Origin of the sequence: Streptomyces glomeratus, assembly GCF_021462825.1 — a bacterium.
GTDB classification, from domain to species: domain Bacteria; phylum Actinomycetota; class Actinomycetes; order Streptomycetales; family Streptomycetaceae; genus Streptomyces; species Streptomyces glomeratus.
Genome location: NZ_JAKEEB010000001.1, coordinates 74,683 through 86,709 on the forward strand (window position 1 = coordinate 74,683; position 12,027 = coordinate 86,709).

At 72.1% G+C, this 12,027-nt stretch carries 10 protein-coding genes; 4 read left to right on the plus strand and 6 right to left on the minus strand.

The window, feature by feature from the left end; translation table 11 throughout:
• The first annotated feature begins 182 nt into the window (after nucleotides 1–182).
• Nucleotides 183–776: an RNA 2',3'-cyclic phosphodiesterase gene (thpR, locus tag LZ604_RS00360; RefSeq protein ID WP_234511157.1), complete on the plus strand. Its 594-nt coding sequence runs from the start codon at nucleotides 183–185 to the stop codon at nucleotides 774–776.
• A gap of 156 nt (nucleotides 777–932) precedes the next feature.
• Here thpR and LZ604_RS00365 read toward each other — a convergent pair whose 3' ends face one another.
• Together LZ604_RS00365 and LZ604_RS00370 are read right to left on the minus strand one after the other, a co-directional pair.
• Nucleotides 933–1,925: an aldo/keto reductase gene (locus LZ604_RS00365; RefSeq protein WP_234511160.1), complete on the minus strand. Its 993-nt coding sequence runs from the start codon at nucleotides 1,923–1,925 to the stop codon at nucleotides 933–935.
• Nucleotides 1,926–2,194: 269 nt separating this feature from the next.
• Complete coding sequence (locus LZ604_RS00370) at nucleotides 2,195–2,869, minus strand: SGNH/GDSL hydrolase family protein (protein ID WP_234511163.1); 675 nt, start codon at nucleotides 2,867–2,869, stop codon at nucleotides 2,195–2,197.
• Between the two features lie 141 nt (nucleotides 2,870–3,010).
• Between LZ604_RS00370 and LZ604_RS00375 the strand changes: the two genes are divergently transcribed.
• Nucleotides 3,011–3,991, plus strand: coding sequence for a WD40 repeat domain-containing protein (locus LZ604_RS00375; protein ID WP_234511165.1), 981 nt, complete (start codon nucleotides 3,011–3,013; stop codon nucleotides 3,989–3,991).
• An 88-nt stretch (nucleotides 3,992–4,079) separates the two neighbouring features.
• On the opposite strand, the gene serC is transcribed toward LZ604_RS00375, so the two are convergent.
• Nucleotides 4,080–5,198, minus strand: a complete 1,119-nt coding sequence (gene serC, locus LZ604_RS00380; RefSeq protein WP_234511168.1) for a phosphoserine transaminase — start codon at nucleotides 5,196–5,198, stop codon at nucleotides 4,080–4,082.
• A 213-nt stretch (nucleotides 5,199–5,411) separates the two neighbouring features.
• Here serC and LZ604_RS00385 point away from each other — a divergent pair, with 213 nt between their 5' ends.
• Together LZ604_RS00385 and LZ604_RS00390 are read left to right on the plus strand one after the other, a co-directional pair.
• A complete protein-coding gene (locus tag LZ604_RS00385; RefSeq protein WP_234511170.1) occupies nucleotides 5,412–8,375 on the plus strand; it encodes an FAD-binding and (Fe-S)-binding domain-containing protein in 2,964 nt (987 codons plus the stop codon).
• A gap of 114 nt (nucleotides 8,376–8,489) precedes the next feature.
• A complete protein-coding gene (locus LZ604_RS00390; protein ID WP_234511172.1) occupies nucleotides 8,490–9,614 on the plus strand; it encodes a lipid II:glycine glycyltransferase FemX in 1,125 nt (374 codons plus the stop codon).
• Nucleotides 9,615–9,672: 58 nt separating this feature from the next.
• Here LZ604_RS00390 and LZ604_RS00395 read toward each other — a convergent pair whose 3' ends face one another.
• The 3 genes from LZ604_RS00395 to LZ604_RS00405 form a co-directional block, all read right to left on the minus strand.
• Nucleotides 9,673–10,626, minus strand: coding sequence for an EamA family transporter (locus LZ604_RS00395; RefSeq protein WP_234511175.1), 954 nt, complete (start codon nucleotides 10,624–10,626; stop codon nucleotides 9,673–9,675).
• A gap of 346 nt (nucleotides 10,627–10,972) precedes the next feature.
• Nucleotides 10,973–11,179, minus strand: a complete 207-nt coding sequence (locus tag LZ604_RS00400) for a DUF397 domain-containing protein (protein ID WP_308283548.1) — start codon at nucleotides 11,177–11,179, stop codon at nucleotides 10,973–10,975.
• Complete coding sequence (locus LZ604_RS00405) at nucleotides 11,139–11,984, minus strand: helix-turn-helix domain-containing protein (RefSeq protein ID WP_234511177.1); 846 nt, start codon at nucleotides 11,982–11,984, stop codon at nucleotides 11,139–11,141. The genes LZ604_RS00400 and LZ604_RS00405 overlap by 41 nt, the downstream gene beginning before the upstream one ends.
• Between the last annotated feature and the right edge of the window lie 43 nt (nucleotides 11,985–12,027).

A 12,027-nucleotide genomic window follows, 5' to 3' on the forward strand; every position in this document is an offset into this window, starting at 1 on the left:
GCCCGGGCTTGGACCCTGGCCCTGGACCTGGACCCCGGCCCCCGGGGTCCAGGGTCAGTCCCGGGCGAACTCGTCCGTCTTGAGGGCCAGGCTCTCGTCGTGACGCCGCAGCGGGTCCAACGATACGCACGGTGACCAGGACACGCCCGGCCGTTCGGGGTCGCCCCGGGGAGACTGGACCCATGAGACTCTTCGCCGCGCTTCTGCCACCGGAGGACGTCACCCGTGAACTCGCCCGGGAGGTCGCAGAGTTGAAGCGGCTGCCCGGAGCGGAAGGACTGCGCTGGACCGGCCGCCCCGGCTGGCACTTCACCCTCGCCTTCTACGGCGAGGTCGACGAGGAGGTCGTACCGGATCTCTCCGCACACCTGGAGCGCGGGGCCCGCCGTACGCCGTCCTTCCGGCTCGCGTTGCGGGGCGGCGGACAGTTCGGGCACGGGCGGGCGCTGTGGACGGGCGCCGAGGGCGACCTGCCGACCCTGCGGCTGCTGGCCGAGCGCTCGGAGGCGGCGGCGCGGAAGACGGGCGTACCGATGGGGGAGCACCGCCGCTACAAGGCCCATCTGACGGTGGCGCGCAGCCGGGACGCGGTGGACGTCCGCCCTTACGTCGACGCCCTGCGCGGCTTCGGCAGCCGCATGTGGACGGTGGACGGGCTGAGCCTGGTCCGCAGCCATCTGCCGAAGTCCGGAGTGCCCGGCGAGCAGCCCCGCTACGAGGAGATAGCCCGCTGGCCGCTCCGGCCGGCGGGGCACGGTCCGGCGGAGGGGTCCTAGGACGGGCCGGTTAGTCTCGAAGACGTGGACCCTAAAACCCGGAACCGGATCATGGCCGGTGCGCTTGTGCTGATGTTCGCCCTCGTAGCCGCGGCGGCCGCGCTCGGCAGGTGATGCGGAGCGCGGCCGGCCCGTACTACCGGGAGCCGTGCCGGCTCACCAGGCGAACGCCTCCGGGGACGGCCCCGGACCCGGGAAGATCTCGTCGAGCCCGGCCAGGAGCTCCTCGGAGAGTTCCAGCTCCACCGCCCGCAGCGCGGACCGAAGCTGCTCGGCGGTGCGGGGGCCGACGATGGGGCCGGTGATGCCGGGGCGGGTCAGCAGCCAGGCGAGGGCCGCCTCGCCGGGCTCGATGCCGTGCTTGTCGAGCAGGTCCTCGTAGGCCTGGATCCGCGTCCGTACGGCGGGATCGGTGAGCGCCGCGGCGGTCCGGCCACCGGCCCGGCGGCCGCCCTCGACCTCCTTCTTGATGACACCCCCCAGCAGCCCGCCGTGCAGCGGCGACCACGGGATGACCCCGAGCCCGTAGTCCCGCGCCGCCGGGATGACCTCCATCTCGGCACGGCGCTCCTGGAGGTTGTACAGGCACTGCTCGCTGACGAGGCCGATCGTGCCGTGCCGGCGGGCGGCGATCTCGTTGGCCTGGGCGATCTTGTACCCGGGGAAGTTGCTGGATCCGGCGTAGAGGATCTTCCCCTGCTGCACCAGGACGTCGATGGCCTGCCAGATCTCCTCGAAGGGAGTGCTGCGGTCGATGTGGTGGAACTGGTAGAGGTCGATGTAGTCGGTCCCCAGCCGCTTGAGGCTGGCATCCACCGACCGCCGGATGTTGAGCGCGGAGAGCTTGTCGTGGTTGGGCCAGGCGTCGCCGTCCGGGGCCATGTTGCCGTACATCTTGGTGGCGAGCACGACCTTGTCGCGCCGCTCGCCGCCCTTGGCGAACCAGCTGCCGATGATCCTCTCGGTACGGCCCTTGTTCTCGCCCCAGCCGTACACGTTGGCGGTGTCGAAGAAGTTGATGCCCGCGTCCAGCGCCGCGTCCATGATCGCGTGGCTGTCGGCCTCCTCGGTCTGCGGACCGAAGTTCATGGTCCCGAGGACGAGCCGGCTGACCTTGAGTCCCGTACGTCCGAGCTGCGTGTACTTCATGAATGCCTAGCCAACGGGGTGGAGTGCGCTCTAGGCAAGGGGCGTTGGGCGGCGGCCCGGGTCAGTCGCGGGGGAAGCCGGCTGTGTCGAGGGTGAGGCCGGCAACGGTATCGATGAGGTCCAGAGCCTCTCCGAAGGGGACCGTGGTCTCGATCCTGTCGTCAAGGACGGTCATGGCGCGCCTCCCCGGCCGCCCTCCGTGCGAGTACGGCCGCGCAGTACAACGATACGCACGGTGACCGGGGCACGCCGGTGTTCGGTCGGCTCGTTCAGGCCGGGTAAGGCCGTGCGATCCCCCACCCCTGGTACATCGCCTCCACGAACGCCCCCGCGATCCTGTGCTCACCGTTCGCGTTGGGGTGCGTACCGTCGTAGGTGTCCCGGTGGATGTCGTACGACGGCGGGGGAGACGCCAGCAGGATCGGCGATCGGGGCTCGTCGAGGTCCGCCACCGACTTCGCCAGAAGGTCGTTGAAGAGCGCGACCTGGGCCCCGAACGGGGCATCCGCCTCGGCCCGGATGTTCGGGATCACCGGCAGCAGGACCATACGGATGCGCGGGTTGGCCCGCCGTGCCTCCGCCACGAACTTCCGCACGTTCTCCGCCGTCTGCTCGGCGTCCGTGTAGAAGCCGAGGTCGATCAGGCCGAGGGAGACCAGCAGCACGTCCGCCCGTGACTCCCGCACGGCCCCGCCGATCAGCGGGGCCATATGCACCCAGCCCTCGCCCCAGCCCGCGAGGTGGGCGCGCGGGAAGTCGGGGTCGGCGTAGGCGTACGACGTGGGCGTGTCCGTGGCCTTGTCGTGGAGCGTCTCGCGCGGGCCGACGAGCGAGAACGGGCCGTCGTACGTCTTGCACAGGTGCCGCCACAGCCGGTAGCGCCACGTGTGCTCGCCCGCGCTGCCGATCGTCATGGAGTCGCCTACGGGCATGAACCGGAGCATCCGCTCATCATGGACGATCACGGTGGGTCGCAGGAGGGACGTATGGGGCGGGCCGGTGTGAGGATCGACACGCCCGGCGGGCACCGGCGGGCGAACCCGCCCGGCGGCTGAACGGCGGCGCCGGATGGCAGGCTTGGGGGCATGCGTCGATCGCTCGCGTTCCTTGCCGGGGCCCTTCTGGCCGGTGCCTGCGCCGCACCCGCCTCCGCCGACGGAGACGGCGGCTTCACCATCAAGGACCCCCGGATCACCGAGTCCAGCGGGCTCGCCGCCTCACGCCTCCATCCGGGGATCTACTGGACCCACAACGACAGCGACGACGGCCCGTACCTGTACGCCGTGGACGGCAGCACCGGGAAGACCGTCGCCACCGTCACCCTCCGCGGCGTCGGCAGGCCCCGGGACGTCGAGGCGATCTCCATCGGCCCGGGCAACGAGATCTACGTCGGTGACATCGGCGACAACTTCGGCGGCCGGTGGCCCTACGTGTGGATCTACCGGCTGCCCGAGCCCAGGGTGCTCAAGGACCAGACGGTCCGCGCCACCCAGTACGTGGTGAAGTACGCGAACGGCCCCCGGGACGCCGAGTCCCTGCTGGTGCATCCCAGGACCGGACGGGTCTACATCATCGACAAGAAGGAGGACGGCGGGCACCTGTACGAGGGTCCGGCCGCGCTGTCGTCCACCGGGACGAACGTCTTCCGGCCGGTCGCCGCCGTGGATCTGTGGGCCACCGACGCGGCCTTCTCGCCCGACGGTGAACAGCTGGCGGTCCGCGGCTACTTCGGCGGGATCGCCTACGCGTGGAACGGCGGGCGCATCAAGCGGCAGGCCCGCCTCGACGTGCCCCTTCAGAGGCAGGGCGAGTCGGTCACCTACACCGTCGACGGCTCCAAGCTCCTGTACGGGAGCGAGGGCTCCGACAGCCCGGTTCAGCCGGGGAGCGTGCCCGGGTCCCACGGATCCGGCGATTCCGCATCGCCTTCGGCGAAGGGGAGTCCAGGGGCCGGCCCGGGCGGCGGGACGCCTCTGAACGCCGACTACAAGGTCGGTGCCGTGGTCCTGGCCCTGGGCCTTGCGCTGGTGTTCGGCCTCAAACGGCTGCTGGGCAGGAAGTCGTAGAGACGGCCGAGGGGCGCCCGGCGAGCACCGGGCGCCCCTCGCCGACGTGGGCGCGGCACGTCGGCGGCCGGGAAGGCCGCCGGAAAGGTCAGAGCCTTTCGATCACGTAGTCGATGCACCGGGTCAGCGCCTCGACGTCCGCCGGGTCGATCGCCGGGAACATCGCGATGCGCAGCTGGTTGCGGCCGAGCTTGCGGTACGGCTCGGTGTCCACGATGTCGTTGGCCCTCAGGACCTTGGCGACCGCCGACGCGTCGACCTCGTCGACGAAGTCGATCGTCCCGATGACCTGGGAGCGCTTGGCCGGGTCGGCGACGAACGGGGTCGCGAACTTCACGTCCTCGGCCCAGCCGTACAGCGTCCGGGCGGAGGTGGCCGTGCGGCGGACCGCGAAGTCCAGGCCGCCCTGGCCGTTCAGCCACTCCAGCTGCTCGTTGAGCAGGAACAGGGTGGCGAGGGCCGGGGTGTTGTACGTCTGGTTCTTGCGGGAGTTGTCGATCGCCGTGGGGAGGCTGAAGAACTCCGGAACGTGGCGGCCGGAGGCGTGGATCCGCTCGGCCCGCTCGATCGCGGCCGGGGAGAAGACGCCGATCCACAGGCCGCCGTCGGAGGCGAAGGACTTCTGCGGGGCGAAGTAGTAGACGTCGGTCTCGGCGATGTCGACCGGGAGGCCGCCCGCGCCGGAGGTGGCGTCCACGAGGACCAGGGAGCCCTGGTCGGCGCCCGCGACGCGCCTGATCGGCATCGCGACGCCCGTGGACGTCTCGTTGTGCGTGAAGGCGTAGACGTCGACGCCCTCCTCCGCCTCGGCCTCGGGGTGCGTGCCGGGGGCGGCGGAGATGACCGTGGGCTCGGCGAGCCAGGGGGCGAGCTTCGCGGCCTTGGCGAACTTGGAGGAGAACTCACCGAAACTGAGATGCTGCGACTTGTTCTCGATCAGACCGTGGGTCGCGATGTCCCAGAACGCGGTGGAGCCGCCGTTGCCGAGGATGACCTCGTAGCCGTCGGGGAGCTGGAACAGCTCGCGGACGCCCTCGCGTACCTTGCCGACCAGGTTCTTGACCGGGGCCTGGCGGTGGGACGTGCCGAGCAGGGAGCTACCCGTGGCGGCGAGGGCGTCCAGCGCCTCCACCCGCACCTTGGAGGGACCCGCGCCGAAACGGCCGTCCGCGGGCTTGAGGTCAGCAGGAATCTGGATGTCAGCCACGAGCCGGAGCGTATCCCCTCGGCGAAACCGGGCGGAAACGTGTCCGTTCGATGAGACGACGCCCTCCGGCCCGTGGACTTGTGAGGTTCTACGAGGTCAGCCGTACCGGCGGGGCGACGAGGACGGGGCGCGTGGACAGCACCACCCCTGCCTCCGGGTTCGCCCGACGGTGTGGGGCGGTCCGGCTCCGTCGAGGGAGGCATGCTGGGGACCATGACGGATCCCGGGGAACGGCACCCGGCGGCCACGGAGGTGGACGCCGCCGCGCTGCGCGCGGACCTGAGCGCCGCGGTGCGCGGAGCCGTCGACTTCGCTACGACGGCGCGGGCGCTGCACACCATGGACGCCTCCAACTACCGGCGCGTACCGCTCGGCGTGGTCGCCCCCCGGGACGCGGACGACGTGGCGGCCGTGCTGAGCGTATGCCGGGCGCACGCCGCGCCGGTGGTCGCCCGCGGCGGCGGCACGTCGATCGCCGGGCAGGCCACGGGCACGGGCGTGGTGCTCGACTTCACCCGGTTCATGAACCGCGTCGTGTCCCTCGACCCCGAGGCACGCACGGCGGTGGTCCAGCCCGGTCTGGTCCTGGACCGGCTTCAGGAGGCCGCCGCCCCGCACGGGCTGCGTTTCGGCCCCGACCCCTCCACCCACGCTCGCTGCACCCTCGGCGGAATGATCGGCAACAACGCGTGCGGCTCCCACTCCGTGGCCTGGGGGACCACGGCGGACAGCGTGCGCGAGCTGTCGGTGCTCACCGCGCGGGGCGAGGCGCTCGCCCCGGGCCGCGGCGGGCGGGGTGCGCCCGAGGGCCTGCTCCCCCTGGTGAACGGCGAGTTGGCGCTGCTGCGCACGGGATATCCCGTTCTCCCGCGGCGTATCTCCGGGTATGCGCTGGACGCGCTGCTGCCCGAGAACGGTGCGGACGTGGCCCGCTCGTTCTGCGGCTCCGAGGGAACCCTGGGCGTGATGACGGAGGCGGTCGTGGACCTCGTCGAGGCGCCGCGCGCCCAGGCCCTGGCCGTGCTGGCGTACCCGGACGAGAGCGCGGCGGCCCAGGCGGCGGCCGGACTGCTGCCGTGGGGCCCGCTGACCGTGGAGGGCATGGCCGCCGACCTCGTACCGGCGTCGGCGGGGCTGCCGCGGGGCGGTGCCTGGCTGTTCGTGGAGACGGGCGGCGCGAGCGCGGCCGAGGCACGTGCGCGCGCCGAGGCGATCGTCCGGGCCGCGGATGTCACGGACGCCGTGGTGGTCACGGACCCGGCCGGGCAGCGCGCCCTGTGGCGGCTGCGCGAGGACGCGAGCGGTGCGGCGACCCGCAGGCCGGACGGCCGGGAGGCATGGCCGGGCTGGGAGGACTGCGCGGTGCCCCCGGCCCGCCTCGGGGAGTACCTCCGGGACTTCAGACGCCTGCTGGCCGAGCACGGCCTGCACGGGGCGCCGTACGGGCACTTCGGGGACGGCTGCATCCACGTCCGCATCGACTTCGACCTGCTGTCACCGGCGGGCGTCGCCCGCTTCCGCCGCTTCTCCGGGGAACTCGCCGCCCTGGTCGTCTCCCACGGCGGCTCGCTCTCGGGGGAGCACGGCGACGGGCAGGCCCGGGCCGAGCTGCTGCCGGCGATGTACGGGCCGGACCTGGTCGCCCTGTTCGAGCGGGCGAAGGGCGTATGGGACCCGGACGACCTGCTCAACCCCGGGATGCTCGTCCGCCCGGCCCCGCTGGACTCCAACCTCCGGTTCGCGGTGCTGCCCCGCGAGCCGGTGGACGTCTCCTTCGGCTATCCGGCGGACGGCGGCGACTTCTCGGCGGCGGTCCGGCGCTGCGTGGGAGTCGCCAAGTGCCGTACGACGACGGTGTCCGGCGCGGGCGTGATGTGCCCCTCGTTCCGGGCGACCGGCGAGGAGGAGCACTCCACGCGCGGGCGGGCCCGGCTGCTGCACGAGATGCTGGCGGGCGAGGTGATCACCGACGGCTGGCGGTCGACGGAGGTACGGGACGCCCTGGACCTGTGCCTGTCCTGCAAGGGCTGCCGCACCGACTGCCCGGTCGGCGTGGACATGGCCACCTACAAGGCCGAGTTCCTGCACCACCACTACGCCGGCCGGCGCAGACCGGCCGCGCACTATGCGATGGGGTGGCTGCCGGTGTGGCTGCGGGCCGTCGCCCGCACCCGCACGGCGCCGGCGGTCAACGCGCTCGTGTCCCTGGGCCCGGCCGCCGCGCTCGCCAAGCGGATGGCGGGGATCGCCCCCGAGCGGCGGCTACCGCGTCCGGCGCGGGAGACGTTCAGCCGGTGGTGGCGTCGCCGGGCGGCGCGGCGGGGCGGGGCGGCCACCGGGGCACCCTCCGGCGCCCGGGTCGTTCTGTGGCCGGACACGTTCACCGAGCATCTGTCACCGTCCGTCGGCAGGGCGGCCGTACGTGTGCTGGAGGCGGCGGGCCTGCGGGTGCTGCTGCCGCCCACGGTACGGGGCCGGCGCGCCCCGCTCGCCTTGCGCCACGGCCGGGTCTGCTGCGGCCTGACCTATGTCTCCACGGGCCAGCTCGACCGAGCCCGCACCGTCATGCGCCGCACCCTCGATCTGATGGAACCCGTCCTGGCGGCCGGCCTCCCGGTGGTCGTCCTCGAACCGAGCTGCGCGGCCGCCCTGCGCACGGACCTGCCGGAGCTGCTGCACGACGACCCGCGAGCGGCTCGGCTGGCGGCGGCGGTGGTGACGTTCGCGGAAGCCCTGGAACGGCACGCTCCCGACTGGGCGCCCCCGGCGGTGGACGGCCCGGTGGTCGGCCAGACGCACTGCCACCAGCACGCCGTCCTGGGCGACGCGGCCGACCGGCGGCTGCGTGCGGCGGCCGGTCTGACGGGAGAGCTGAGCGGCGGCTGCTGCGGGCTGGCCGGCAACTTCGGCTTCGAGAAGGGCCACTACGAGGTCTCGACGGCATGCGCGGAGGAGCAGTTGCTCCCGGCCGTGCGGTCGGCGCCCGGGGACGCTGTGGTCCTGGCGGACGGCTTCTCCTGCCGCACCCAGCTGGAGCAGCTCGCGGGCCGCAGGGCGCGGCACCTGGCGGAGGTGCTGGCGGAAGGACTGGAGAGGACCCGGACCGGCCTGGGCGCGACTGGGGAAGGCACCGCGAAGGGAACCGGGAAAGACACCGCGAAGGAAACCGACGGGTGACGGCCAGCGCGGTGAAATCCCCGCGGCCGGGATGAAGGGCCGGCGGGTGTCCGGGACGATCGAGGAGCGGGGGGCCGCGCCGGTGTCACCGTGTCACTCACCGAGGAGCCCCGTATGACCCTTCGCGTCCGCCCGATCTCCCGCGAGGAACACCTGGCCTTCGTCACCGCGCGCCCGTCGGTCAGCCATATGCAGGTGCCGTCATGGGGCGAGGTGAAGCCGGACTGGCGGGCGGAGAGCCTCGGCTGGTTCGAGGAGGGCGGCCGGCGGCCGGTCGGTGCGGGCCTGGTCCTGCTGCGTCCGCTGCCGAAGCTCAGACGGTACCTGGCGTATCTGCCGGAGGGGCCGGTGATCGACTGGCATGCGCCGGACCTGGACCGCTGGCTGGCGCCGCTGCTCGCCTGGCTGAGGAGCCGCGGCGCCTTCTCGGTGAAGATGGGCCCGCCCGTGGTCGTGCGCCGCTGGAGCGCGGAGGCGGTCAAGGAGGCGATCGCCGACCCGGCTGCGCGGCGGCTGCGGGACGTCCCGGCGACCGAGGAGGAACCCGGCGCGTCTCAGGTGGCCGACCGGCTGCGCGGCATGGGCTGGCGGCAGGCGGAACCGGGCGGTGAGGACGGCTTCGCGGCCGGACAGCCCCGGTACGTCTTCCAGGTCCCGCTCGCGGGACGGACGCTGGACGATGTCCGCCGCGGCCTCAACCAGCAGTGGCGCCGCAATGTGAAGAAGGCCGAGAAGGCGGGCGTGAAGGTGGTTCGGGGCGGCTACGGCGATCTGCCCGCCTTCTACGCCCTCTACACGGAGACCGCCGAACGCGACCGTTTCCTCCCGCGCCCGCTGCCGTACTTCCAGCGGATGTGGACCGCACTGACGGCGGAGCACCCGGACCGCATGCGGCTCTACCTCGCCTATCACGACGGGGAGGTGCTGGCCGCCGCGACGATGCTGACGGTCGGCACACACGTCTGGTACTCGTACGGCGCCTCCTCCGCCCGCAGACGCGAGGTGCAGCCGAACAACGCGATCCAGTGGCGGATGCTGAGCGACGCCCACGCGCTGGGCGCCGCCGTCTACGACTTGCGCGGCATCACCGACACCCTGGAGGACACCGACCACCTTCTGGGCCTGCTCCGCTTCAAGGTCGGCACGGGTGGGCATGCGGCGGAGTACCTGGGCGAGTGGGACTTCCCCCTCAACCGCCTGTTGCACAAGGCACTGAACCTGTACATGTCCCACCGGTGAGGCGAGGCATGTCCCACCGGTGAGGCGGGCGTGGCGGGGTGGCGCCGGGGCGGGCAGGTCAGGCTTCGGGCTGGACCAGGGGTGCGGCCCGGCGGGTCTGGGTCCGGACCGCGCCCATGCTCGCCGCGATGACCAGGGCGATCGCCACCGCCTGGGTCGGGGTCAGGGACTGGCCGAGGACCAGGAAGCCGGCGGTCGCCGCGATCGCCGGTTCCAGGCTCATCAGGATCGCGAACGTGGAGGCGGGCAGCCGGCGCAGGGCGAGGAGTTCCAGGGTGTAGGGCAGCACGGAGGAGAGCATCGCCACGCCCGCGCCCAGCCCGAGCGTCGTCGGTACCAGCAGCTTGGTGCCCGACTCGGCGACCCCCAGCGGCACGAACAGCACCGCGGCGACCCCCATCGCCAGCGCCAGCCCGTCGGCCTGCGGGAAACGCCGTCCGGTACGGGCGCTGAAGACGATGTACGCCGCCCACATGGCGCCCGCCGACAGGGCGAAGGCGACACCCGCCGCGTTCAGGTCGCCGAAGCCTCCGCCGCCCAGCAGGAAGACCCCGGCCAGGGCGAGGCCCGCCCAGACCAGGTTCACCGCCCGGCGGGAGGCGAGCACGGACAGGGCCAGCGGGCCGAGGACCTCCATCGTCACGGCGAGGCCCAGCGGAATGCGGTCCACGGCCTGGTAGAAGAGGCCGTTCATCGCGGCCATGGTGATACCGAAGACGACCACCGTGCCCCAGTCGGCGCGCGAGTGCCCGCGCAGCCGGGGCCGGCAGACCAGGAGCAGCACCACGGCCGCCACGACGAGCCGCAGGGTGACCACGCCGAGCGCGCCGGCCCGCGGCATCAGGCTCACCGCGAGCGCCCCGCCGAACTGCACGGAGACGCCTCCCGCGAGCACCAGCCCCACCGGCCCGACAGAACCGCGTCGGCCCGGCCCGCGAGGCGCCGACGACGCGGACTTCGGCGCGGTCGCGGCCGGGGCCGGGGAGGAGGGGGCGGTGCGGGCGGGGTTCACGGGGCCTTCCAGGGGGACTCGAGTCAGGGAATGTGCAGCATGCTGTACCTAACGGTCCAGGGTAGTGCACTCGACCGGGTGTGTGAACCCTTGACGAATCCGTCCGAGAGGCCTGTCAGACCGTGGCATCCGGAGCCCCGCCCGGGTTCACTGCCGAGGTGGAGAAGTAGGTCGACGAACTGGTCCGGGCCGCTGAGGCTCTCTACATCCACGGGCCGGCGTACGAGGGGGCCGGATGAGGGGGCAGAGCATGCGTTCGTGGCGGGCGGATTCTTCGTTTACATGATCGCGCCACGCTCGGAACTCGTCTGCCCGGGCGGGAGCCCGTGCCGACCGACTCTGCTGATCAGCTGAGGGCATTCTCCGCAGCCGCGGTGACGAAGGCCGCGAACGCCTCCGGCGTGACGGCGAAGGCTCCGGCTTGGGGGTTCTTGGAGTCGCGGACGGCTATGTGGGGGGTGAGGTCGGCGACCTCGACACACTGACCTCCGGTGTCACCGCTGTACGAGGACTTACGCCAGGTCGCGCCCGTCAGGTCCAGGTTCGTTCCCATAACGCTCCTCCATCACGCGGGCGATCAGGGCCGCCGAACCCTCAGGGGGAAGCGCTGCGGCCTGCAGTTGATCGTAACGGACCGAACCCTCCTTGACGGCTTCAGGATTGGCCGTCATGTGCCCCCGGACAAAGTCCTCGGTGTAGACGACGTCGGGGTCTTTGTTGAAGCGCAAAAGGGCGAAGGAGCCCATCAATCCAGTGTGCGCACCAGCTTCGAAGGGAAGCACTTGCACCTTCACCCAGGGCCGATCCCGCAGGGTCAAGAGGTGTGCGAGTTGATCCCGCATGACGCCCTGACCGCCGACCTCCTGATGCAGCACGGCCTCGCTGAGCACTACCCAGGTCGCTGCGGGTTCGTTCCGATGCAGGACGCGCTGTCTTTCCATCCGCGCTGCAACCTTGGCATCGAGCCCCGACTCGTTCCGTACGCGCAGCACTGCGCGGGCGTATGCCTCGGTCTGAAGCAAGCCGTCCACCAACTGCGCCTGGAAGGTCGAGATGTAAGCCGCCCGCGCCTCCATCTCCGCATACGGCTGAAACCAACCAGGCAACTGGCTCCGCAGTACCAGCCCCACCAACCGCGAGAACAACCCGTCCGTCCCCAGCGCCGCATCCAGCCGCTCCGAGAAGTCCCGCTGGGGCACCTTCGCGGCCGTCTCGATCTGGCCGATCAGTGACCCGGTGCAGAAGACGACCGACCCGAGCTGCGCCAACGTGAGACCCGCTGCCTCCCGCGCCCTGCGCAGCTCATAGCCGTAGTAGTCCAACGGCGACGCACTCGGGTCGAGTTCACGGCTTCGCATGCCGACCACCTCCCATCACGCAGAGTAGCCATATCCGCACACA

What these genes read in the sequence shown, in the direction of transcription:
- LZ604_RS00375 (WP_234511165.1), top strand. Translation starts at nt 3,011, where the DNA reads ATGCGTCGATCGCTCGCGTTCCTTGCCGGGGCCCTTCTGGCCGGTGCC.
- thpR (WP_234511157.1), top strand. Translation starts at nt 183, where the DNA reads ATGAGACTCTTCGCCGCGCTTCTGCCACCGGAGGACGTCACCCGTGAA.
- LZ604_RS00405 (WP_234511177.1), bottom strand. Translation starts at nt 11,984, where the DNA reads ATGCGAAGCCGTGAACTCGACCCGAGTGCGTCGCCGTTGGACTACTAC.
- LZ604_RS00390 (WP_234511172.1), top strand. Translation starts at nt 8,490, where the DNA reads ATGACCCTTCGCGTCCGCCCGATCTCCCGCGAGGAACACCTGGCCTTC.
- LZ604_RS00365 (WP_234511160.1), bottom strand. Translation starts at nt 1,925, where the DNA reads ATGAAGTACACGCAGCTCGGACGTACGGGACTCAAGGTCAGCCGGCTC.
- LZ604_RS00400 (WP_308283548.1), bottom strand. Translation starts at nt 11,179, where the DNA reads ATGGGAACGAACCTGGACCTGACGGGCGCGACCTGGCGTAAGTCCTCG.
- LZ604_RS00385 (WP_234511170.1), top strand. Translation starts at nt 5,412, where the DNA reads ATGACGGATCCCGGGGAACGGCACCCGGCGGCCACGGAGGTGGACGCC.
- LZ604_RS00370 (WP_234511163.1), bottom strand. Translation starts at nt 2,869, where the DNA reads ATGCTCCGGTTCATGCCCGTAGGCGACTCCATGACGATCGGCAGCGCG.